Genomic DNA, 18,654 nt, shown 5'->3' with positions numbered 1-18,654 from the left:
TGGGGATTGGGGATTCGGGATTGGCGGCAGCGATCCCTCCCCAATCCCCCCGCCCGGTCCCGCCTCTTCGAATCCCCAATCCCGAATCCCGAATCCCACCCCCATGAGCCGCAAGCACGCCTTCCAGTTCCTCGACCTGCCCCGGCAGATGCCCTCGCGCATTCCGGTGGAGCTGCGCACGTCCGGCGACTGGGGCGAGCTGTACGGCAAGTTCGACAAGGCCGATGCGCAGTACCAGGCCGGCCGCTGCCTGGACTGCGGCAATCCGTACTGCAGCTGGAAATGCCCGGTGCACAACGCCATCCCGCAGTGGCTGCAGCTGGTGCAGGAGAACCGCATCCACGAGGCCGCCACGCTGTGCCACTCGACCAATCCGCTGCCGGAAGTCTGCGGCCGGGTGTGTCCGCAGGACCGCCTGTGCGAAGGCAGCTGCACGCTGGAGGAGTTCGGCGCGGTCACTATCGGCGCGGTGGAGAAGTACATCGTCGATACCGCGCTGGCCACCGGCTGGCGGCCGGACCTGTCCAGCGTGCAGCCCACCGGCAAGCGCGTGGCGGTCATCGGCGCCGGCCCGGCCGGCCTGGGCTGCGCCGACCGGCTGGCGCGCGCCGGCATCCAGGCGGTGGTGTTCGACCGCTATGAGCAGATCGGCGGGCTGCTGCAGTTCGGCATCCCCAGCTTCAAGCTGGACAAGAGCGTGATCGCCCAGCGCCGCGAGGTGCTCGAGGGCATGGGCGTGGAGTTCCGCCTGGGCGTGGAGATCGGGCGCGACGTCACCCTCGATGCACTGCTGGAGGAGTTCGACGCGGTGTTCCTGGGCACCGGCGCGTATCGCTACACCGACGGCGGCCTGCCCGGGCAGGACCTGCCCAACGTGCTGCCGGCGCTGCCCTTCCTGGTGCAGAACAGCCGCATCGTCACCGGCAGCGACGGCTGGGGCCGGCCGATCGCCGGCTGGGAGGACAAGATCACCCTGCCCGACCTCACCGGCAAGCGCGTGGTCGTGCTGGGCGGCGGCGACACCGGCATGGACTGCGTGCGCAGCGCCATCCGCCTGGGCGCGGCCAAGGTCACCTGCGCCTATCGCCGCGACGAGGCCAACATGCCCGGCAGCGCGCGCGAGGTCGCCAATGCGCGCGAGGAAGGCGTGCGCTTCCTGTTCAATCGCCAGCCGCTGTCGATCGAGGCCGGTGCCGAGGGCCAGCTGGTCGGCGTGCGCGTGGCCGAGACCCGCCTGGGCGAGCCCGACGCGCGCGGCCGCCGCAACGCCGAACTGATCGAAGGCAGCGAATCGCTGCTGGACGCCGACGTGGTGATCATCGCCTTCGGCTTCTCCCCGACCCTGCCCGCATGGCTGTCGGCGGTGGGCGTGGAAGGCCAGGCCAACGGCCGCATCGTCGCCGGCGGCGACGAGCGCCTGCCCTACCAGACCACGCATCCGAAGCTGTTCGCCGGTGGCGACGCCGTCCGCGGCGCCGACCTCGTGGTGACGGCGGTGGCCGAAGGGCGCGACGCAGCCCAGAGCATCGCCGAGCTGCTGCTGGCCTGAGCGCACCCGACGAACAGCCCCATGGTCATTCCCGCGAACGCGGGGATCCATGGACGTGGCTCCGGACCGCATAACGTTCGCGAGAGCGACGGTTAGCGGGAGCGACGCGTGTCTGATGAACGCAGCGGCGGGCTGCATCGCCCACGCCTGACACCACCTCGTCATTCCCGCGAGCGCGAGGATCCGGCGAGGTTCCTGCGGATGCATCCGGTTGCGCATGCAACCGAAGTGGGCGGCGCTGGAGTCCCCCGTTAAGCTCAACGTCTCCCTCCCCTCGTCTCGTCCCGACCATGTCTGCCTCGCCCGTGCGCGTGCTGCGCGATTCCTCGCTCTCGGCCATGGCGGCCGGCTTCGTTACGGTGCTGGTGGGCTTCGCCAGTTCGGTGGTGATCGTGTTCCAGGCGGCGCAGTCGGTGGGGGCCAGTCAGGCGCAGATCGGTTCGTGGATCCTGGCGCTGGGGCTGGGCATGGGCGTGAGCTGCATCGCGCTGTCGCTGCGCTATGGCGTGCCGGTGGTCACCGCGTGGTCGACGCCGGCGGCGGCGATGCTGGCGGCCAGTCCGACCGGCCTGCCACTGCCCGAGGCGATCGGGGCGTTCGTGGTCTGCGCGGTGCTGGTGGCGGTGGCCGGCTTCTCCGGCCTGTTCGAGAAGACCCTGCACCGCATTCCGCTGCCGCTGGCCGCCGGCATGCTGGCCGGAGTACTGCTGCGCTTCGGCCTGGACACCTTCGTCGCGGTGAAGACCCAGCCGCTGCTGGTGCTGGCGATGCTGGCGACCTATCTGGCGATGCGCCGCTGGTGGGCGCGCTACGCGGTGATCGCCTGCCTGCTGGTCGGCGTGCTGGTGGCCGCTGCCACGGGCACGCTGCATCTGGAGCAGGCGCATCTGACGCTGGCCCGGCCGGACTGGGTGACGCCCCGGTTCTCGCTGGCCGCGCTGCTGGGCATCGCGTTGCCGATGTTCGTGGTGACCATGGCCTCGCAGAACGTGCCAGGTGTGGCGGTGATCCGCGCCTCCGGTTTTCAGGTGCCGGTCTCGCCGGTGATCGGCTGGACCGGCGTGCTCACCGCGCTGCTGGCGCCGCTGGGCGCGTTCTCGTTGAACCTGGCGGCGATCACCGCGGCGATCTGCATGGGCCCCGAGGCGCACCCGGACCGCGCGCGGCGCTACATGGCCGCGGTCTGGGCGGGTGTGTTCTACCTCGTCGTCGGACTGTTCGGCGCCACGGTGGTGACGCTGCTGGCGGCGTTCCCGAAGGAACTGGTCATGGCCATCGCCGGCATCGCGCTGCTGGGCACGCTGGGCGGCGCGCTGGGCACGGCGGTCAAGGACGAGGGCAGCCGCGAGGCGGCGCTGGTGACCTTCCTGATCACCGCCTCGGGCCTGAGCCTGGCCGGCATCGGCGCGGCGTTCTGGGGCCTGGTCGGTGGCGTGCTGACGCTGTTGATCCTGAAGCCGCGCAAGGTCTGACCGCTGCGCCATGCGTGACGGGTTTCATGGGACAGTCGCGCGCGATCGCCTAGGCTCGGTAGCACGATGCGGCCGTCCCCCACCTGCCGCCTTCGCTGTTTCGCATCGTGGCCTGTCGCACCCGCCCGCGCGCGGAACGGCGCCGGGTCGGCGGCGCCTGATCCGGAGACGTCCATGCGCCCGATCCGCTCCCGTCGCGCCAGCCTGCTGCTGGCCGCCACCTTCGCCCTCGCCACCCCGCTGGCCCACGCCGAACAGGCCCTGCGCTATGCCGGGGTCAACCTGGCCGGGGCCGAGTTCCAGTCGAGCAAGAAGCCCGGCACGCTGTACAAGGACTACACCTACCCCACCGACGCGGACTTCGCCTACTTCGCCGCGCAGGGCATGAACCTGGTGCGGCTGCCGTTCCTGTGGGAGCGCCTGCAGCCGACCTTGAACGGCGAGTTCGACCGCGCCCAGCTGGACCTGCTGCGCAAGACCGTGCAGACCGCGGGCAAGCACGACATCACCCTGCTGCTGGATGTGCACAACTACGGCGCCTACAACGGGCAGACGATCGGCAGCGCGGCGGTGCCGGTCGCGGGCTTCACCGACCTGTGGCGGCGGCTGGCCAGCGAGCCGGCCTTCGCCAACAACGACAAGGTGCTGTTCGGCCTGATGAACGAGCCGCACGACATCGGCGCGAACGACTGGGCCGCCGCCGCGCAGGCGGCGATCGATGCGATCCGCGGCACCGGCGCGAAGAACCTGATCCTGGTCCCGGGCACGGCCTGGAGCGGCGCGCACAGCTGGAACAACGCCTCGGCCGGTCGCGGCGTCTCCAACGGCGATGCGCTGGCCGGGCTGAAGGACCCGGCCAACCGGCTGGCGTTCGAAGCGCACCAGTACCTGGACCGCGATTCCTCCGGCACCAAGCCCGAGTGCGGCGACGACCCGCAGATCGGCGCGCGCCGGCTGGAGGGCTTCACGCGCTGGCTGGAGGCCAACAACAAGGTCGGCTTCCTGGGCGAGTTCGGCGCCAGCGCCGAATGCATCCCCGCGCTGGACGCGATGCTGGCCCATATCCAGGCCCATCCGCAGCAGTGGCTGGGCTGGAGCTACTGGGCGGCCGGCGCGTGGTGGTCGCCGACCTACCCGTTCAACGTACAGCCCAATCGCGATGGCAGCGCCAAGCCGCAGCTGCCGACGCTGCGCGACTACGCCGGCAGAATCACCGGCAAGAAGGCCAACTGAGCTGGCGCGCGGCCCGGATCAGTCCGGGTCGCGCAGCTGCAGCAGCCAGTGGCTGACCTCGCGGCCGTGGCCGACCGGGAGCGGCTCGAAGTCGAACTGCTGCAGCACCGGCTCGGCGTTGGCCACGCGCAGCGGCAGCACCGCATTGCTGGGCGCGCGCGCGCGCAGCCCCTGCTTGAGCGCCTGCAGCTGCGCCTCGGACACCGACGGGTCGAGCAGCGCGCGCATGTCGCGGCCGATCATGCCGCTGGCGTCCTCGTCGGCCAGGTGGGCGAAGGCATCGTTGGCGAACAGCACCCGGCCGATCCCGGTCGGCCCGCGCTCGATGATCGCCACGCCGTGGCGCAGCCGCGCCAGCGAGGCCTCCAGCAGGCCGAAATCCTGCTGCACCCGCTTGCGCTCCATCAGCTCGATCAGCACGCGCAGACTGCGCGCCGACTCCAGGTGCAGCGGCGACCACGGCCGCGCCTGGCCGCGCACGGTCTGCTGCCACAGGTCGAAGCTCTTGCGCGGCGACAGGCGCGAATTGGGGATGTCCACCAGCTTGGCCAGCTCCGGGTTGCCGGCCCAGTTGATCGTCTCGATCTGCTCGCGGCGGGTCCACAGCAGCGCACTGCGCGCCAGCGGCATCAGCGGCACGAAGATCAGTCCGGCCGCCAGCGGCGCCAGATCGGCCAGCTCCGGGAAGGCGCGGCCGATGGCGTCCACGTGCAGCGCGCCGACCACGCCTTCGCGCAGGACCTCGTCGTCGCGCGCCTCGATCTGCCGGCGGATGCGCGCCAGGTCCTCGATCGACGGCAGCGTGCCGTAGCCGATCACTTCCTCGCCCTGGTAGATCGCCACGCCGTCGGCATCCACCACATCCATCAGCTCGGGCGCCAGCTCGGTCAGCATCTCGCTGGAGAGCGTGTCGGCGTCGTTGAAGGCGGTGATGAGCTTCTCGCGCACGGTGTGCAGCACGGTCTCGGTGCGCGCCCGTTCGACCGCCTGCAGCGCGCCGATGCGCGCGGCCAGACCGCGGGTCAGCGCATCGGCGACATCGCGCATGGCGTGGCTGGCGAACAGCGGTGCGTAGTGATGGCAGGCGATCAGCCCCCACAGCGCGTCGTTGACCACGATCGAGGTCACCAGCGTGGCGCTCACGCCCATGTTGCCCAGGTATTCCAGATGCACCGGCGACACGCTGCGGATGCTGACGTCGCTCAGATCCACCGGCGCGTGGTCGCGCGGGTCCAGCGGCGGTTCGATCGGCGAGGGGCGGTAGCCCACGTGCGCGATCTGGCGCACGCGGTTGCGCATGTACAGCGCGCGCGCCTGGGAGGGGATGTCGGTGGCCGGGTAGTGCAGGCCCAGGTAGGCCTCGAGCTCCGGACGCCTGGCCTCGGCGATGACGTCGCCGTTCCAGTCGTTGTCGAAGCGGTAGACCATCACCCGGTCGTAGCCGAGCTGGGCGTGGATCTCGCGCGCCACGCGCAGGCTGGCCTCGTGGATGTGGCGGTCGCGCTCGACCAGGCGCAGCACCGGCAGCACGTCGCGCACGCCGGCGTCGGAGGCCTGCGAGTCGCGCGGCTCGATCTCCACCAGCCACTGGCCCGGCGACAGATGCCAGGCCGCCACGTAGGCCTGGTCCGGCGCCTCGGCGCGCTGGGGGAAGGCCACCGGTTCGTGCGCCAGATGCAGCGGTTCGCCCACCGCGTCGGCCGCCGGCAGCGTGCGCGCCTCCAGCGTCAGCAGCGCGTCCCAACGCTGGCCGATCACCTGCGCATGCGGCACGCCGAGCAGCTCGGCGGCGGTGCCGCTGGCCTGCAGCACGCGCCCGCTGGAAGGCTCGATCACCAGCAGCGCGCCGTAGGGCTGGACCGAGCCGGGGATGTGGATCGGCTCGCGCGCGCAGGCGTCCAGGTCGAGCGTGTCCGGGGAGAGCGTCATGCGGACACCTGCGTGGCGAGCTGCTGGTGGAAACGGGAGAACATCGCCTGCGCGCCGCCGATGGCGGCCTGGCGCTGCGGATCGGACGGCAGCGCCGCCTCCAGGCAGGCCTGGAACTGGCGCCATGCGCCGGGCGCATCGCTGCCCAGGTCGAAGTAGGCCAGCGCGGCGGCCAGCGCCGGCTGCGCGGTGCGGAACGCGCGTGCGATCAGGCGCCCGCCCAGCAGCGACCCCTCGATCACGTACAGCTGGCCCCAGGCCGCGGCCGCGGGTTCGGGCTCGGCCAGCGGCGCCACCGGCGGCGCGGCCGCGCCGAGCGCGACCAGGTCGGCACGCAGCGCCGGTCCGCGCGCGCGGTAGCGCCAGCCCGGCGCCGCCAGCGTCGCCAGCCAGGCCGCGTGCGTGCGCTCCCAGGGTTCGACCAGGGCCAGGTGCCGCTGCAGCACGCGCACGTACTGGTCGGGGGGCAGGATGCCCCGCGCCAGCGCGTGCATGTGCGGCAGGGCTTCGACCGCGGCGTGGGCCTGGGCGGTCGCCTCGCGCAGCGCGTGCGCGAGGGGAGGCGGCGCGTGGGCGGCGTCAGCAGGCATGCGGGACCGGAAGATCGAGACGGGACATCGCGCCAAGCGTACCAGCGCGGCGGTGCGGCCATCCCCGGGCGCGCGTTCGCCGACGGCCGGCGATCACGTCTGCAGCGCGGGAAAGTACAGCCGCACGCAGGCGCCCTGGCCCGGTTCGGACTGCACCGTGGCGAAGCCTTCGGACTGGCGCATCAGGCCGGACACCTGGGCCAGGCCCAGCCCGGTGCCCACGCCTTCGGGCTTGGTGGTGAAGAAGGGGTCGAAGATGCGCGCGCGGGTGGCCGCGTCCATCCCGCAGCCATTGTCGCGCACCTCCACGTAGGCATAGCGGCCGCCGGCGCGGTGCAGGGCGCCGTCCCGCTCGGCGGGCACGTCCTCCATGCCCAGCGCGATGTCGATGCGTCCGTGGCCCTGGCAGGCGTCGCGCGCGTTGACGCACAGGTTCATCAGCGCCTGTCCGATCGAGTGCCGGTCCGAGCGGATCGGCAATGCGTCCCCGGCCGGGGCCAGCGCCAGGGCCATGCGCGGCCCCAGCCCATGCTCGATCAGCGGCAGCATGTCGGCCACCACCTGCCCCAGGTCCAGCGCTTCGGCGTGGTAGGGATGCTCGCGTCCGAACGCCAGCAATCGCCTGGCCAGGTCCACGGCGTGGCCGACCGCCTCCTGCGACCGCGCCAGCAGCCGCATCTGGTGCGGATCGGACTCGGACTGCAGCGCCATCATGTCCAGGGTCATCTGCACGACCTGGAGCATGTTGTTGAAGTCGTGGGCGATGCCGGCTACCAGCTGGCCCATGGCCGCGCCCTTCTGCGCCTGGCGGCTCGCCTGTTCGGCGCTGCGCCGGGCCACGGTGGCCAGGTCGAGCTGGTGCTGCAGCGCGCGCTCGCGGCGCGCGCCGAGCGCGGCGTCGCCGTCGGCCTGCAGCAGGCGGTCGTGCAGACCGATGCTTTCCTCGCGGACCTGGCGATGGCTGGCGCTGACCCGGCCGAGCTTGCGCTGCAGCGCCTGCGCGTGGGCGCGTTCCTCGGCGGCCGCCTGCGCCAGCTGGCGCAGGTCGCTGCCCAGGAAGGCCTCGCCTGTCTCCGGGGAGTCTTCGCGCCGGTCCCGGTCGCCGATCCGGCGACTGACCGCGACCACCGCGTCGATCGCGCCGCAGGCGTCGCGCAGCGGGCCGAGGCCGACGTCCCAGCAGGGCGTCTCGCCGTCCGTCCGCGGCGCGACGAAGTGCGCCCGCCGTCCGGCCCAGGCCGCGTCCAGCGCCTGACGCGCGTGTGCGCGCTGCGCCTGGTGCCAGCACGCCAGCCAGAAGCCGCCGGGCGGGGGATCGGCGGGGTCACCCGTGGCCAGGCGCACACGGCCTTCGGCATCGATGATCTCGATGCGCTCGTGGGTCGGCGCGGAGCCCTGCGGTTCCCGCGCCCCGGGCGGGGAACGCATGCTGTCATCCATGGTGATCAGGCGCATCCGCGGGACGGAGGACCAGTGTAGGTGCGCGCCATCGCCCGTCCGTTGCAAGGCGCGCAACGGGATCGGTCGCACGCGGGGATGTACAGAATCCCTGCCGTGGTCCGCCCGGACCGGCCCTTTGCCTGCGAGCGTCAGCGCCGCCCCCGGGGCCGGTGAGACCGCCGCGATCCATGAAAGGCCGACCGGTCAAGCCGGCAACACTTCCACCGCCTGGGCCAGCGTGTGGCTGGCGCCGGGGGCCAAGGTGACGCGATCGCGCCCGGCATTGGCGGCCTCGACGCAGACGAAGGCCGGCCACGCCTCGTCGGGCACGTCGGCCATGGCCTGCGCCCCGGCCTGGCCGGGGTTCCACACCACCACCGCGCGGCTGCCCGTCGTACTGATGCGCAGCTGCCGCGACAGCACCGGGTCGTGCAGCACGTAGTGCCCGCCGGCGTCGTGGTAGATGCGATCGCTGCGGCCGGGATCGCGTGGGTCGGACAGGGTCCAGTCGCCGGACTGGGGGAAGGTCCGCCCGGTGAACTTGTCGTCGTAGTCCAGCCCGTCCAGTCCGCTCAGCCGGACCTGGCGCGCGTCGCCGACCTGGAAGTAGCTGTGCAGCGCATCGGTGAAGGCGACCGCCTCCGCGGAAGGGTTGTGCGTGGTCAGCGCCTGCTGCAGGCCCGCGCCCAGCACCAGCGTCTGCCTCAGGCGCAGCGGCGTGGAGGCGTGCGCCGGCAGGTCCAGCGCCAGGTGCACGTTGCCGTCGCCGTCCTCGCGCGCCTCGGCCAGCGTCCACGGGCTGATCCGCGCGAAGCCATGCTGGACCGCGTCGGCCGGCTGATGCTCGCGGGCGAAGTAGGGCCAGCACACCGGCACGCCGCCACGGATCGCCTTGGGCGCGCCCTGTGCCAACGGCGACAGCCACAGCACATCGGTGCCGCCGGCCGGCACGAACGACAGCAGCTGGCCGCCGTAGAGCGAGAGCTGGGCGGTGCACAGCGGCGTGTCGATCCGCAGCACGGGCAGGCCGTGCAGGGTGGTCTCGGTCAGCGTGTGGGTCATGACATCGCACATGAAGACGGGCGGCCAGTGTAGCCGCGCGTCGCTTCGCCGCCTGTCGCGCGCGGGGTTATGCGGCCTTGTCCAGCTTGGCCAGATCCATCACGAAGCGGTACTTCACATCGCCCTTGAGCATGCGCTCGTAGGCCTCGTTGATCTGGCGGGGCTCGATCATCTCGATGTCCGACACGATCGCGTGCCTGGCGCAGAAATCCAGCATCTCCTGGGTCTGGGCGATGCCGCCGATCAGCGAGCCGGCGATGGTCCGGCGGCGCATGATCAGGTTGAACACCGTCGGCGTCGGATGCGGGTGTTCCGGCACGCCGACCAGCACCATCGCGCCGTCGCGCTTGAGCGCATTGAGGAACGGATCCAGGTCGTGCGAGGCGGCCACGGTGTTGAGGATGAAATCCAGCTTGCCGGCCTGCGCGGCCATCTGCCCGGGATCCCTGGAGATCACCACCTCGTCGGCGCCCAGGCGCTTGCCGTCCTCACGCTTGCTCTCCGAGGTGGTGAACAGCACCACGCGCGCGCCCAGCGCCTTGGCGATCTTGACCGCCATGTGGCCCAGGCCGCCCAGGCCGACCACGCCCACCGACTGGCCAGGGCCGACCTGCCAGTGCGCCATGGGCGAGTACACGGTGATGCCGGCGCACAGCAGCGGCGCGACCGCGGCCAGGTTGTCGGTGCCGTGGGTCACGCGCAGCACGTAGCGCTCGTCGACCACGACATGGTCCGAGTAACCGCCGTAGGTGTTCTCGCCGCCGCCGAACAGCGGACCGTTGTAGGTGCCGGTGAAGCCGTTGTCGCAGTACTGCTCCTCGCCCGCCGCGCAGGAAGGACAGGTGCGGCAGCTGTCCACCATGCAGCCGACGCCGGCCAGGTCGCCGACCTTGAAGCCCTTGACCTCACTGCCGACGTCGGTGACGCGGCCGATGATCTCGTGGCCCGGCACCGAGGGAAAGATCGTGTTCTGCCACTCGTTGCGGGCGGTGTGCAGGTCCGAGTGGCAGATGCCGCAGTACAGGATGTCCATCTGCACATCGTGCGGACCGGGCGTGCGACGTTCGAACACGAACGGCGCCAGCGGCGCATCGGCGGAAGTGGCGGCATAGCCGTGGGCTTGGGACATGGGGGAGTCTCCTTGGCGAAGTGTCGGAAGAACGCGCGCAGGCAGGCGCGTGCGTCATGCGACAGATGCTAGACACGTTGTGCGGGAAACCCACCGCAACACTGCAACGCTCCATCACGCGCCGCTGGTCTTGACCACCCCTCGCGCGCTTGCGCGCGACGCGTCAGCCGACGTCGCCATCCACGTAGAACCAGTGCCCGCCTTCGCGCACGAAGCGGCTGCGTTCGTGCATGCGCTGGGCCGAGCCGCCGCCCACGCGCAGGCGCGCGGTGAACACCACCTCGGCGGTCTCGGCGCCGGTGACGGTGTGCGATTCTACCTTCAGCCCCAGCCACACGGTGCGCTGGCCCGGTGCGTCGGCCAGCGACAGCTGCGCCGGACGCGTGGACGGATGCCAGCTGGCGCGCAGGTAGTCGGCGTCGCCCAGCACATAGGCGCTGTAGCGCGAACGCATCAGCGCTTCGGCATCCGCCGCCGGTGCGCCGCCATGCAGCGGGCCGCAGCAGCGCGCGTAGGGCGCGCCGCTGTCGCAGGGGCACGTGTTCGGCACGGGCTTAGCCACCGGCCGCCCCGCTGAGGTGTTCGTACAGGATCGCCGCGCCGACCAGGATCAGGATCACGCCGCCGACCAGCTCGGCGCGGCGGCCGATCATCGCGCCCAGCGCGCGTCCGGCCAGCACGCCGATGGTGACCATGGTGAAGGTGCACAGGCCGATCACGCCGGCCACCAGGTAGATCGGCACCTGGACGAAGGCCAGGCCCACGCCCACGGCCATCGCATCGATGCTGGTGGCCAGGCCGGTCAGGGCCAGGGTGACCACGTTGCCGTGGCGGTCTTCGCCGGCCTCGGCGGCGTCTTCCTCGTCGTCGTGCAGCGCCTTCCAGATCATGTGCAGGCCCAGCGCGCCGAGCAGGACGAAGGCGATCCAGTGGTCGAAGCGCTGCACGTACTTGGACGCGGCCGAACCGATCAGCCAGCCGATGACCGGGGTGATGGCTTCGACCACCCCGAAGATCAGCCCCACGCGCAGCGCCTGGGCGAGCGTGGGCCTGGCCATGGCCGCGCCCTTGCCCAGGGCGGCGGCGAACGCATCGGTGGACATGGCCAGACCGAGCAGCAGGATGGAAACCGGATTCATGGGGGTTGTGGACACCAGGCCGGGGATGCGAAACACGACGAACCGCCCAGCACGCCGGCCATCAGCCGTGCTGGACTGCTCGTTGGTCTCGCCAACCGGTGTGGTTGCATCCGCCATGGCCGGTGCAGGCCAAGTGTGTTGACGGCTGCGCGCCCGCCGTCCGGCAAGCGCTGGCTACTCCCCAAGGAGACCCGTAAGCGACGTTAGAGCGCGCCTGCGGGGCGCGCAGTATACACATCCGCCCAGGCCATGCGCCGCCCCGCGCGGGGCGGCGACGCACGGACGATCGGGTCAGCGCTTGCCGCCGACCTCGATGAAGCGCAGGAACTCGGCGCGGGTGCGCGCATCCTCGCGGAACGCGCCCAGCATCTTGGACGTGACCATGCTGACCCCGCGCTTGTGCACGCCGCGGGTGGTCATGCATTCGTGCGCGCCCTCGACCACCACGCCCACGCCGCGCGGCTGCAGGACATCCTGGATGCACTGGGCGATCTGCGCGGTCATCTTCTCCTGCACCTGGAAGCGGCGGGCGTAGGCGTCGACCACGCGCGCCAGCTTGCTGATGCCCACGACCTTGCCGTCGGGCAGGTAGCCGACATGGACCTTGCCGATGATCGGCGCCATGTGGTGCTCGCAATGGCTTTCGTACTCGATGTCGCGCAGCACGATCAGCTCGTCGTAGCCGGCCACTTCCTCGAAGGTGCGCGCCAGGTACTCGCGAGGATCGCGCTGGTAGCCGCTGAACCAGTCGCCATAGGCCTTGGCCACGCGCTTGGGCGTGTCCAGCAGGCCTTCGCGCTGCGGATCCTCGCCGGCCCAGCGCAGCAGGGTGCGCACGGCATCCTCGGCCTGGTCGCGGCTGACGCCACCGCGGATGTTGTCGGAATCGCTCATGGCCCGGCCTTCTGCTGCAACCGTTCAAGGGGGCGGGCATCGTACCGGACCGGCCGGCGGCGCGCCCGCGCGCCCGGCGCAACGCCGCGTTGCCGGGACACCTTCACCCGGCCTGGGCGGCGGCGCACCTAACGTCCAGGGCCCCCCTTTCGCAGGATTCCGGCATGACGCGATCGAACGCCCGGCACCCGCACGCCCGCCGCACCGGGCAGCGCCATGCCGGCTGACGCACACGCGCGCGGCGCCGGGGCCCTCGCGCCGCGGCGGGTCGAGGGCGTGCTGCCCATCGAGCACTACGGCGCGCTGGGCGAAGGCCGCTCGGTGGCGCTGAGCGGGCTCGACGGCGGCCTGGACTGGTGGTGCGCGCCGAACATGGACAGCCCACCGCTGTTCGACAGGCTGCTCGACGGGTCCGAAGGCGGCCACTTCACCCTGGCGCCCGAGGGCGCGTTCACCGCCGAGCGCCGCTACCTGCCCGACAGCAACGTGCTGGTGACCACCTTCACCACCGATACCGGCGAGGCGACCCTGACCGAGTCGCTCAACAGCGGCAACGCCGGCCGCCTGCCCTGGTCGGAGCTGGCGCGCCGGATCGACGGCGTGCGCGGGCAGGTGCGCTTCGGGCTGGAGATGAAGCTGGGCATGCGCGCGCGCAGCGCCAACCCCTATCACTCGCGCATCGGGCCGCATACCGTCTTCCACGTCGAACGGCTGCTGGGCCTGATGATCCACCACGACCGCCTGGACATCGCCTGGTCCGATGCCGGCGCGTGCGGCACCGTGGAAGTGGCCGCCGGCGAGCGCGTCACGGTGGCGCTGGTGGTGGGCGAGGACGAGCCCCTGGTCGCCCCGACCATCGAGGAGATCGACGGCCGCATCGACCTGACCGACCGCGAGTGGCGCGACTGGGCGCGCAACGTGGACTTCGACGGCGACCAGCGCGATGCGTTCGTGCGCAGCGCCTTGGCGCTGAAGCTGCTGCTGTATTCGCCCTCCGGCGCGATCGCCGCCGCCGCGACCACTTCGCTGCCCGAGCGCATCGGCGGGCACAAGAACTACGACTATCGCTATGCCTGGATCCGCGATGCGGGCTACACCATCCAGGCGTTCCTCGCGGCCGGGCTGGAGGCCGAATCCAAGGCGGCCTTCACCTGGCTGCTGCGGCAGCTGCGCCGGCATGGCTCGCGCGTGGTCTTCACCCTGGATGGCGATCTGGTGCCGGACGTGTCCGCCCTGCGCGCGCCGGGCTATCGCGGCACCCAGCCGGTGGTCACCGGCAACCTGGCCGGCGCGCAGCACCAGCACGGCATCTATGGCGACATCTTCGAGACCGCGTACTGCTTCGTCGACTGCGGCAACATCCTGGACCCGGCCAGCGCCGAACTGCTCTCGCACATCGCCGACGAATGCGCCGACCGCTGGCGCTTGCCCGATTCGGGCATGTGGGAACTGCAGGAGCTGCAGGACTACACCATGTCCAAGGTCAGCTGCTGGCAGGCGCTTGCGCGCGCGGTCGAACTGGCCGACCAGGGCCAGCTGCCGACCACCTGCCGCGACCGCTGGGGCCGTGAGCGCGATCGCATTAAGGACTGGATCGAGACGCACTGCTGGTCCGAGGACCTGCAGGCCTTCGCGATGTACCCGGGCAGCGACAGGCTGGATGCGGCCATCGCGCTGGCCGCGCGCTTCGGTTTCGACGGACCGGAGCGGCTGAAACTGACGATGGCGGCGCTGGACCGGGAGCTGGGCGCCGGGGATTTCCACTATCGCTACAGCGGCATGGATCAGGAGGAAGGCTGCTTCCTGGCGTGTTCGTTCTGGATCGCGGAGAGCTATGCGCGCCTGGGCGATCCCGTGGAAGCCCGCCGCCGGCTGGAGCGCCTGGGACAGGCACTGGCCCCATGCAACGGCGTGATGAGCGAGATGATCGACCCGCAAACCGGCGCGCTGCTGGGCAACACGCCGCAGGGGCTGAGCCACCTGGCGCATGTCATGGCGCTGTCGACGCTGGCGGAGATCGAAGGCGGGGGATGAAGGGGCGGTGTCGCGCGCTTCGTTCCTGCATGCGTGCGCGCGATGCAGCCTCGGATCGACGTCGCGGTGTTGGATCTCACCGCGATCCAGCCGCGACCACAATCCAACCTACCGTCACTCCCGCGAACGCGAGAGTCCAGCGCCTTCGCGCGATCGGACGGAACGTCCCTGGATCCCCGCGTTCGCGGGGATGACGCTGTCGAGCTGAAGCGGGATAACCGGCGACCGCGCGCCTTCGCGTGCGCTCACCCCGCGATGGTGAACACCGAGCCCGAATCCACGCGCAGGCCGGCGCCGTTGATGAAGCTGGCGCGCTCGGAGCACAGGAAGACTACCGCCGCGGCGACTTCCTCGGCGCGGCCGCGGCGCTTGAGCACCATGCCGGGGCGTTCCTCGTCCAGGAAACTGTCGATGGCCTCCTCGAAGCTCACCCCCTTCTCCTTGGCGCGCTTGCGCATCATCGCGTCGGTCATCGGGGTGGCGATGAAGGCCGGCGAGACCGTATTGACCAGCACGTTGTCACCGCCGTAGGCCTTGGACAGGCCCTTGGCCAGGCTGAGGATGCCGGCCTTGGAGGCGCAGTACGGCAGTTCGTCCACGTAGGGCTGCACGGCGTCCTCGGAGGCGAACAACACGATGCGGCCCCACCCGCGCTTGCGCATCGCCGGGATCGCCTGGCGGCACATGCGCACCGCGCCCATCAGGTTGATGTCCAGGGTCTGCAGCCAGCCGGCGTCGTCCACCTCGAGGAAGTCGCCGGTGGCGCCGGTCACGCCGGCGGCGTTGACGTAGATGTCCGGCTCGCCCAGCCGCGCGCGCACCTGCTGCCAGATGTCCTCGACGTCCTGCGCCCGGGTGACGTCGCCGGGCACCGCGATCACCTCGCCCAGCGGCGCGAGCTCTTCCAGCGCCTGCGGCAGGGTGCCGTCGGCGCGGTCGGTGATGGCTACGCGCACGCCGGCCTGCAGCAGCAGGCGCGCGGTTTCCTTGCCCATGCCGGAGTCGGCGCCGCTGACCAGGGCGATGCGGCCGTTGATTTCGAGATCCATGGTGTGCTCCTCGTGGTGGATAGGGGTCGGGTCAGGCCGCCAGGAAGCGCTCGGCCGTGCGCAGGCCCAGCGCCATCTGGGTCAGGGCCGGGTTGGCCGCCAGCGCGCTGGGGAAGGTGGAGTTGTCGCAGACGTAGAGGTTGTCGATGTCGAAGCTGCGGCCGTCGGCATCGACGACCGCGTGTTCCGGATCGGTGCCCATGCGGCAGGTGCCGAGCGTGTGCGCCGAGCGGTCGGCGGCCAGGATGTCGCGCGCGCCGGCGGCTTCCCAGATGGCAGTGAGCGTACGCCGGGCATGGGCATCGAGCGCGCGTTCGTTGGCGCCGTAGCTGAAGTCGATGCGCGCCTTGCGCAGGCCGAAGGCGTCCACCTCGTCGGACAGCGTCAGGCGATTGCCCTCGGCCGGCAGGCAGTCGCCGTTGATGCCGATGCCGGCCAGCTGGTTGTAGTCGCGCAGCCGCGAGGTCAGCGCATGGCCCCACAGCCCGGCGCCGCGGGCCAGCGTGTTGGCCAGGGTCAGCGGCTGCACGCCGAGGCTCTGGATCAGATAGCCGCCGGCGAAGTCGGCATCGGCCGGCGCGCGCATGTCTTCGCTGATCAGGGACGAGGGGTAGCCGCGGTTCATGCGCATGTCCGCGTCGAACCTGCCCCACACCTGGGTGGCCACGTGCGCCATGAAGTTGCGCCCGACCTGGCCGCTGGAATTGGCCAGCCCCAGGTTGAGCAGCAGGCGCGGGGTCTCCACGCCGCCGGCGCACAGGAACAGCGCATCGCAGCCCACGCTCGACTCGCGTCCCTCGTGGCGATAGACCACGCCGGCGACACGGCCGCGCGCGTCGCGGTGCACATCGACCACGCGACAGGCCGCGCGCACCTGCGCGCCGTGCGCGCGCGCCAGCGGCAGCCAGCTGGTGTCGGCGGCGGCCTTGGACGCATAGAAGCAACCCTGGTGGCAGGCACCGCAGTTGGTGCAGGCGCGCCGTGTGCCCCAGTGCGGCTGCGCGTGCGCGGCGGTGACCAGCGCGGCGGGGCTGTCGGTGGCGGTGATGCCCAGCGCCGCGCAGCCGCGCGCCATGGCCTGCGCCGGCGCGTTGCGCAGCGGCGGCGCGTAGGCATAGGCACGCGCCGGGTCCCAGGGATACGGCGAGGGCCCGGACACGCCGATGAAGGCCTCGACCCGGGCGATGTAGTCGATCAGTTCGGCGTGCGCGATCGGCCAGTCCCAGCCCTGGCCGCTGCTGCGGCGCAGGCGCAGTTCGGCCGCGTCTGGACGCGGGCAGAACGCGCCCCAGTGCAGCGTCGATCCGCCCACGCCCTGGCCGGAGTTGTTGGCCCCGAAGGCGGTCGGCGTGGCGCCGCCACTCAGGCGTTCCTCCATCCAGTACAGGCCGGTGGTCAGCTCGTCGGGCAGATGGTCGGTGGGCGCGAACGCCGTGCCCGCTTCCAGCACCAGCACCGAGACCCCCGCCTGCGCAAGCCGCGCGGCCAGAGGCGCACCGCCGGCGCCGCTGCCCACCACCACCGCCTCGACGCGGTCCACCCGCGCCGCCGTCATCCGCGCGTGTCCGGCAGCAGCTGCCAGGGCTCGCGCTGGTCGGCCTCGGCGAGGACATAGCCCTCGCCTTCGCCTGGCGCGTTGCCGGTGGCGAAGCCGTCGTAGCCCATGGCCGCCATGGTCGCCGGAAGGCTCGCCCAGGTGCGCGCGATCTCGGCGCGCACGTCCTCGAACCAGCGCGCCAGCTGCGCGCCATCCAGCGCGCTGTGCGGGCCGGGCCGTGCCTCACCGTGGGCGATGCGGGCCAGCCACCCCTCCCGCGCCACCGGATCGAGCGCGCGCCAGCCGCCGGTCATCGCCTCCAGCGCGTCCAGCCCGAGCGGCCAGGCCTGCGCATCGGCCGGCAGGTCGGCGAAGCGCCAGCCATCGCCCGCCTGGCTGGCCAGGCCCACGTCCACGCGACGGGCGAGGTCAGCCGCCTGCGTCGCGTCGTCCAGCGCCAGCACGCTGGTCACCACGGCGGCCAGCACCGCGCGCTGCGCGTCGGACAGCACGCGCGGCGCGTCCTGCGGCGGTCCGCGATGGCGCGCCAGCAGCGCGGCGCGCATGCGTGGCTGCACGCGCGGCAGGTTGAGCAGGTCGATGAACCGGGGCGGCAAGGCGCTGGCTTCCGCGCGCCGCAGCAGCGCGTCGATCCGCGCCGCCAGCGCGTCGGGCTGCTCGCGGGGAATCTGGTGCGCGGCATCGGCGATGACTCCCATCTCGCCCGCGTCCGGATAATGCGGCAGGTTCAGGCGTCGCTGCGCGTCGGCGTTTAGGTCGCCGTCCTCGGCGCCGGCCAGGATCAGCGCCGGCAACGCGATCTGGCCGGCCTGGCCGGACACATCTTGCCTGCTGCCCTGCTGCAGCCAGGCGCGCCAGGCGCGCGGGTCGCTGCGCCGCACATCGGCGATGGCCAGTTCACGCGGGGCTTCTTGCAGGCGGTGCGCGCAGTCGTTGTCGACGAACTCAGCGGCCTGCTCGCGCGTGGGCGCGCCGTCGGCGAACCAGTCCAGCATCGCCTGGCGGCGTTGCTCGTCCATCGGCTCGGGCGACGGCGGTGAGGCGGCGACCAGCACCACCCCGCACAGGCCGGCCAGTCCCGGCGCGCCTTCGCGTGCGCGTGCGGCGGCGAGCGTGGCGATCTTGCCGCCCATGCTGTGCCCGACCACGCACCAGCGCGAGGGCGCACGCGCGGCCACGATGGCGCAGAACCAGTCCACCAGCGCCGTCACATCGGTGGCCTCGCCCGCGGCGGTGCCGCCGAAGCCGGGCAGATCCAGCGCGATGCAATCGGCCCGGTCGCCCAGCCGCGCGATCACCTGCTTCCATTCGCCCGCACTGGCGCCGAGCGCATGGAGGAAGAACACCTGGAGCTGGGACATGGCCTGGTCGGGGCGGGCGAAGGGGTGCGCGAGCATTGCGTCCGCCTGGTGTGGGCCGTGTGCAGACTGGCTTCGCACCGCGTGTACATCGCGCGGATTGATGCGCCCCCGTCAGCCTCGGTCCGCCATACCCGCGAACGCGGGGATCCATGGACGTGCGGTCCGGTGGCGCAGCGTCCATGGGCTCCCGCGTGCGCGGGAGCGAAGAGGGGGTG

At 71.8% G+C, this 18,654-nt stretch carries 15 protein-coding genes; 4 read left to right on the top strand and 11 right to left on the bottom strand.

What is annotated here, in order from left to right:
* Window positions 1-103: 103 nt before the first annotated feature.
* From LAJ50_RS00180 to LAJ50_RS00170, 3 genes are all read left to right on the top strand, one after another.
* Window positions 104-1,549: an FAD-dependent oxidoreductase gene (locus LAJ50_RS00180; RefSeq protein ID WP_130551387.1), complete on the top strand. Its 1,446-nt coding sequence runs from the start codon at window positions 104-106 to the stop codon at window positions 1,547-1,549.
* Between the two features lie 290 nt (window positions 1,550-1,839).
* Window positions 1,840-3,021 (top strand): benzoate/H(+) symporter BenE family transporter, encoded by a 1,182-nt coding sequence (locus LAJ50_RS00175; protein WP_138654217.1) that lies wholly within the window; start codon window positions 1,840-1,842, stop codon window positions 3,019-3,021.
* Window positions 3,022-3,195: 174 nt separating this feature from the next.
* Window positions 3,196-4,254, top strand: a complete 1,059-nt coding sequence (locus tag LAJ50_RS00170; RefSeq protein ID WP_138654215.1) for a glycoside hydrolase family 5 protein — start codon at window positions 3,196-3,198, stop codon at window positions 4,252-4,254.
* Between the two features lie 18 nt (window positions 4,255-4,272).
* Here the strand turns inward: LAJ50_RS00170 and bphP are convergent, their stop codons facing one another.
* The 8 genes from bphP to folE form a co-directional block, all read right to left on the bottom strand.
* Window positions 4,273-6,183, bottom strand: a complete 1,911-nt coding sequence (gene bphP / locus LAJ50_RS00165; RefSeq protein WP_138654213.1) for a bacteriophytochrome BphP — start codon at window positions 6,181-6,183, stop codon at window positions 4,273-4,275.
* Complete coding sequence (locus LAJ50_RS00160; protein ID WP_138654211.1) at window positions 6,180-6,773, bottom strand: biliverdin-producing heme oxygenase; 594 nt, start codon at window positions 6,771-6,773, stop codon at window positions 6,180-6,182. Before LAJ50_RS00160 ends, bphP begins: the two co-directional genes overlap by 4 nt.
* A 93-nt stretch (window positions 6,774-6,866) precedes the next feature.
* Window positions 6,867-8,201, bottom strand: a complete 1,335-nt coding sequence (locus tag LAJ50_RS00155; RefSeq protein WP_138654209.1) for an ATP-binding protein — start codon at window positions 8,199-8,201, stop codon at window positions 6,867-6,869.
* A gap of 216 nt (window positions 8,202-8,417) precedes the next feature.
* On the bottom strand, window positions 8,418-9,275 hold the full coding sequence (locus tag LAJ50_RS00150; protein WP_130551393.1) for a D-hexose-6-phosphate mutarotase: 858 nt from the start codon (window positions 9,273-9,275) through the stop codon (window positions 8,418-8,420).
* A gap of 67 nt (window positions 9,276-9,342) precedes the next feature.
* Window positions 9,343-10,404 (bottom strand): NAD(P)-dependent alcohol dehydrogenase, encoded by a 1,062-nt coding sequence (locus LAJ50_RS00145; protein WP_138654207.1) that lies wholly within the window; start codon window positions 10,402-10,404, stop codon window positions 9,343-9,345.
* 163 nt (window positions 10,405-10,567) lie between these two features.
* Entirely contained in the window at window positions 10,568-10,966 is a 399-nt protein-coding gene (locus LAJ50_RS00140) for a YchJ family metal-binding protein (protein WP_138654204.1), read from the bottom strand.
* A complete protein-coding gene (locus LAJ50_RS00135) occupies window positions 10,959-11,543 on the bottom strand; it encodes a manganese efflux pump MntP family protein (protein ID WP_130551396.1) in 585 nt (194 codons plus the stop codon). Before LAJ50_RS00135 ends, LAJ50_RS00140 begins: the two co-directional genes overlap by 8 nt.
* A gap of 291 nt (window positions 11,544-11,834) precedes the next feature.
* Complete coding sequence (folE, locus tag LAJ50_RS00130) at window positions 11,835-12,437, bottom strand: GTP cyclohydrolase I FolE (RefSeq protein ID WP_130551397.1); 603 nt, start codon at window positions 12,435-12,437, stop codon at window positions 11,835-11,837.
* A 216-nt stretch (window positions 12,438-12,653) separates the two neighbouring features.
* Between folE and LAJ50_RS00125 the strand changes: the two genes are divergently transcribed.
* A complete protein-coding gene (locus LAJ50_RS00125; RefSeq protein WP_138654202.1) occupies window positions 12,654-14,471 on the top strand; it encodes a glycoside hydrolase family 15 protein in 1,818 nt (605 codons plus the stop codon).
* Window positions 14,472-14,716: 245 nt separating this feature from the next.
* Here the strand turns inward: LAJ50_RS00125 and LAJ50_RS00120 are convergent, their stop codons facing one another.
* The 3 genes from LAJ50_RS00120 to LAJ50_RS00110 are packed head-to-tail and all read right to left on the bottom strand — an operon-like array spanning window position 14,717 to window position 18,439.
* Window positions 14,717-15,520 carry an SDR family oxidoreductase gene (locus LAJ50_RS00120; RefSeq protein ID WP_138654200.1) on the bottom strand — a complete coding sequence of 268 codons (804 nt, stop codon included), beginning with the start codon at window positions 15,518-15,520 and terminating at the stop codon, window positions 14,717-14,719.
* Between the two features lie 31 nt (window positions 15,521-15,551).
* Entirely contained in the window at window positions 15,552-17,075 is a 1,524-nt protein-coding gene (locus LAJ50_RS00115) for a GMC family oxidoreductase (RefSeq protein ID WP_138654198.1), read from the bottom strand.
* On the bottom strand, window positions 17,072-18,439 hold the full coding sequence (locus LAJ50_RS00110) for an alpha/beta hydrolase (RefSeq protein ID WP_138654255.1): 1,368 nt from the start codon (window positions 18,437-18,439) through the stop codon (window positions 17,072-17,074). Before LAJ50_RS00110 ends, LAJ50_RS00115 begins: the two co-directional genes overlap by 4 nt.
* Window positions 18,440-18,654: the final 215 nt, after the last annotated feature.

It is taken from the genome of Pseudoxanthomonas sp. X-1 (genome assembly GCF_020042665.1).
GTDB lineage: Bacteria > Pseudomonadota > Gammaproteobacteria > Xanthomonadales > Xanthomonadaceae > Pseudoxanthomonas_A > Pseudoxanthomonas_A spadix_A.
This window is presented reverse-complemented; position numbering and strand designations above follow the sequence as displayed.

What these genes read in the sequence shown, in the direction of transcription:
- LAJ50_RS00125 (WP_138654202.1), top strand. Translation starts at nt 12,654, where the DNA reads ATGCCGGCTGACGCACACGCGCGCGGCGCCGGGGCCCTCGCGCCGCGG.
- LAJ50_RS00170 (WP_138654215.1), top strand. Translation starts at nt 3,196, where the DNA reads ATGCGCCCGATCCGCTCCCGTCGCGCCAGCCTGCTGCTGGCCGCCACC.
- bphP (WP_138654213.1), bottom strand. Translation starts at nt 6,183, where the DNA reads ATGACGCTCTCCCCGGACACGCTCGACCTGGACGCCTGCGCGCGCGAG.
- LAJ50_RS00180 (WP_130551387.1), top strand. Translation starts at nt 104, where the DNA reads ATGAGCCGCAAGCACGCCTTCCAGTTCCTCGACCTGCCCCGGCAGATG.
- LAJ50_RS00135 (WP_130551396.1), bottom strand. Translation starts at nt 11,543, where the DNA reads ATGAATCCGGTTTCCATCCTGCTGCTCGGTCTGGCCATGTCCACCGAT.
- LAJ50_RS00115 (WP_138654198.1), bottom strand. Translation starts at nt 17,075, where the DNA reads ATGACGGCGGCGCGGGTGGACCGCGTCGAGGCGGTGGTGGTGGGCAGC.
- folE (WP_130551397.1), bottom strand. Translation starts at nt 12,437, where the DNA reads ATGAGCGATTCCGACAACATCCGCGGTGGCGTCAGCCGCGACCAGGCC.
- LAJ50_RS00155 (WP_138654209.1), bottom strand. Translation starts at nt 8,201, where the DNA reads ATGCGTTCCCCGCCCGGGGCGCGGGAACCGCAGGGCTCCGCGCCGACC.
- LAJ50_RS00160 (WP_138654211.1), bottom strand. Translation starts at nt 6,773, where the DNA reads ATGCCTGCTGACGCCGCCCACGCGCCGCCTCCCCTCGCGCACGCGCTG.
- LAJ50_RS00175 (WP_138654217.1), top strand. Translation starts at nt 1,840, where the DNA reads ATGTCTGCCTCGCCCGTGCGCGTGCTGCGCGATTCCTCGCTCTCGGCC.
- LAJ50_RS00150 (WP_130551393.1), bottom strand. Translation starts at nt 9,275, where the DNA reads ATGACCCACACGCTGACCGAGACCACCCTGCACGGCCTGCCCGTGCTG.
- LAJ50_RS00120 (WP_138654200.1), bottom strand. Translation starts at nt 15,520, where the DNA reads ATGGATCTCGAAATCAACGGCCGCATCGCCCTGGTCAGCGGCGCCGAC.
- LAJ50_RS00145 (WP_138654207.1), bottom strand. Translation starts at nt 10,404, where the DNA reads ATGTCCCAAGCCCACGGCTATGCCGCCACTTCCGCCGATGCGCCGCTG.
- LAJ50_RS00110 (WP_138654255.1), bottom strand. Translation starts at nt 18,439, where the DNA reads ATGTCCCAGCTCCAGGTGTTCTTCCTCCATGCGCTCGGCGCCAGTGCG.